The 2,815-nt window shown below is 54.4% G+C and carries 3 protein-coding genes and 3 pseudogenes; 5 read left to right on the top strand and 1 reads right to left on the bottom strand.

What is annotated here, in order from left to right; translation table 11 throughout:
• The 4 genes and pseudogenes from MFF30_RS25780 to MFF30_RS26375 form a co-directional block, all read left to right on the top strand.
• A pseudogene (locus tag MFF30_RS25780) lies at positions 1-134 on the top strand (dTDP-glucose 4,6-dehydratase); the annotation flags it as partial.
• A gap of 151 nt (positions 135-285) precedes the next feature.
• A pseudogene (locus MFF30_RS25775) lies at positions 286-402 on the top strand (IS630 family transposase); the annotation flags it as partial.
• A 122-nt stretch (positions 403-524) separates the two neighbouring features.
• Entirely contained in the window at positions 525-875 is a 351-nt protein-coding gene (locus MFF30_RS25770; RefSeq protein ID WP_238283127.1) for a transposase, read from the top strand.
• Positions 876-970: 95 nt separating this feature from the next.
• A pseudogene (locus MFF30_RS26375) lies at positions 971-1,104 on the top strand (IS481 family transposase); the annotation flags it as partial.
• Positions 1,105-1,259: 155 nt separating this feature from the next.
• Here the strand turns inward: MFF30_RS26375 and MFF30_RS25760 are convergent.
• Positions 1,260-1,994 carry a hypothetical protein gene (locus MFF30_RS25760; RefSeq protein ID WP_238283125.1) on the bottom strand — a complete coding sequence of 245 codons (735 nt, stop codon included), beginning with the start codon at positions 1,992-1,994 and terminating at the stop codon, positions 1,260-1,262.
• A 600-nt stretch (positions 1,995-2,594) separates the two neighbouring features.
• Here MFF30_RS25760 and MFF30_RS25755 point away from each other — a divergent pair.
• Positions 2,595-2,815: hypothetical protein (locus tag MFF30_RS25755; protein ID WP_238283122.1), on the top strand; the 221-nt coding region annotated here is incomplete at its 3' end.

Raw genomic sequence — 2,815 nt, 5'->3', positions numbered from 1 at the left:
CCAAGGACTTCGAGCGGGCTCTGGAAGAGACGGTGCGCTGGTACCTCGACAACGAGGCCTGGTGGCGTCCGATCCGCGAGGGCCGCTACACCGGCGAGCGCCTCGGCCTCGGCCTGGCCCCCAAGGAGGCCTGAACCGCGGATGTCGGATCCCATGGACATCTTCATCCTTGGCGGGGCCGGCCAGGTCGGCACCGAGCTGTAGGCCCCCGGCCTCTGGGGGGCGAACGTGCGCCTCCACGCCCCGACCCGCGGCGAGCTCGACATCACGGACGGGGCGGCCCTTGGCCAGCGCCTACGCTCGGGCATCCCGCATGGTCATTGGCTCACGACGACCTTCGTGGCGGGCTTGCGCCTGTCGGGAATGAGCGCGCCCATAGTGCTCGACGGGCCGATGACGCGAGATTGGTTCTTGGCTGTCAAACAGCGTTGAACATTGACTCTGGATTGGAGTGGACCCCTTGGGGTGGACGGATTGGGCAAGGCTGATTGACCGGTTGGCTGGGTCTTCGAAGGATGAAGACCATGGCACGACACCGTTCTCACAGCGTCGCGTTCAAGCGGCAGGTCGCGCAGGAGTACCTGTCGGGCGAGACGCTGCACGGCTTTGCCAAGCGCCACGATCTCTCGCGCAACCTCGTGCGCGTCTGGGTGCAGAAGTACGAGACGGGCGCGTTCGACGACGACGCGGCCGCCGCCGACACGATCCAGACCTATGAGGCGCGCATCGCTGCGCTCGAACGGCTCGTCGGCCGGCAGGCGCTTGAGCTTGAGTTTTTAAAGGGGGCTCTGCGCAACGGACCGCCGCCGCGAAGCGGGCCTATGTCCGTGATCACCGGCCCGGCAGCCTCTCCGTCGCTGCGGGATGCCGGCTGATGGGTCTGGCGCGCTCCACCTACTACGACGCTCCGACGCGGGCTGCTGACGATACCGCCCGCGTCGAGGCCATGGCCGCGATCTGCGACGCGTTCGAAGCCTACAATCACGCTCGTAGGCTCAAGACCCTGCAAGGCCTGACACCGACCGAGTTCATCCTGAACGCCTGGACAAAAAGCCCGAACGCTTCAGGATCGACACGTCACACCTCATCCCGAGACCATACACAGCCGTCAGCACCGCTGTAATCGGTTTGCCGCTGCCCTCGGCGCTCACTGCGAGGCCTGGAACGAACTCATCGCCCAGCCCTGGCACACCATGTTCATCGGACTGCATTAATGTGGTTATAGATGCTAATTGATGCAAGCCTGAATTAGATATTATTCATATATATCCAAAAAAGCTCTGATATGTAAGACACTTTGTGCCAATTATCTTAGATTTTTCTTGCTCTATATTTTCAATATTCCGCTCTAACGGACTCAGACTTTTATCACGTGGAAAAACGTTCCTTTCTACTTCGTAAAGGCGATCATAATTTGTGAAGTTTTTGAAAGGACTTCCCTCTAAATTCCATCCTGTCTTTGCAATAAATCTTTTCCTCTCGTGAATACTCCAAAAAAAATCTTCAAACCTTATAATAACCACGTTATCATAAGATTTATGTATATTTAGTAACTCCTCTGAGGATTTTATGCAATATTCTTCTACCCACTCGCTCGGAAAAATGCTTACCGAATTTTGTTTAATGTGTTTCTCTGTAAAACTAAGATAGACATCTTCAATATTCCTTACCAATATTAATATTATTCTAGGATGCAAAATATTAATTATTGCCTTATGACTTTTTGGGATAACTTCTTTTATGCCAATTTTGTTTGAAGTATTTGTAAGACTCAAGTAATATTTCAAAAATTTTGATTCGTCTTGTGGATTTTTAATTATATCCCATTCATTAAACCCAAACGTGTGAGCTGTAGGTTCTACAAGCACATTTTGCTCTGGCAAAAACGTCATCATATTAGCGAGAGCCGTACTACCAGATCTTCCAATCGCAGCAATATAAATGTCTAATTTAGACTCAGTAAAATTTTGAGAGCTATAATTTTGACTGTGCATTACTGTAAAACTCCAGAAATTTAAGAAACTATAAATTTTTTACATATATCTGTTAAAATTGTCCTGCTTTCATTTATCTCAAGCTCGCTGAGATATGATTGTGCAAGAGTGACGTTTTTACAGCAGCGACGCGGTCGGAGGATTCAGGGCAGGCTTGATGCACGCGAGCTTGGTCAATGGCCCAGACCGTCTGTGTGCTCCTTGACGACGCTACGGAATCATCGCTGTCAGCGATCGCTCAAACACATTCAGCGCGCCCGCATCGTTTTGCTCTTAGCACGACTTTGGTCATACATGCGGGGTGGCAAAACGCATAGGCCTAGGGCGCGGGTAAGCGGAAGCGGGGTTTTGTTCGGATGCGTCGGCACGAGGATGTCGCCAAAGTCCGCTTGCGCCAGATCACACAGCGCACTGCGGCCAGAGAGCATCGGCGAAAGTCGGGCGCGGTTTAAGGTACCACGCGGCAGCCGCGAGGCGTCGCCGTTGGCGGGCAGTGAGCTGTGCAGCCAGCAGGGTCGCGATCGAGAACAGAGCGAGTAGGCAGGACGTTGTCCGGGCGATCGCCGTGTCGGACCACTGCCGCTGCGTCTCGACGCCGAGGTGAGCGCGGATCTTTTAGAAGGTGATCTCGACGCTCCACTGGCGCGAGAACGGCCCTACGATCTGGTCTGGGTTGCGTTCGAGGTCGGTGCAGAGCAGCGCTTGTGGGGGGCGGATCAGGACCAAGCGGTTCGGTACGACGGGCAGACCGCGGTGTCCGAGGCGATCTCGATCGCGCGCGCCCGGCCCATACCAGCCCGGCACTGTCCGTCGTCAGATGA

Source organism: Methylobacterium goesingense (genome assembly GCF_022179225.1).
Lineage (GTDB): Bacteria > Pseudomonadota > Alphaproteobacteria > Rhizobiales > Beijerinckiaceae > Methylobacterium > Methylobacterium goesingense.
The sequence above is the reverse complement of the archived record's forward strand: the minus strand, read 5'-3'. Positions and strand labels throughout refer to the sequence as shown.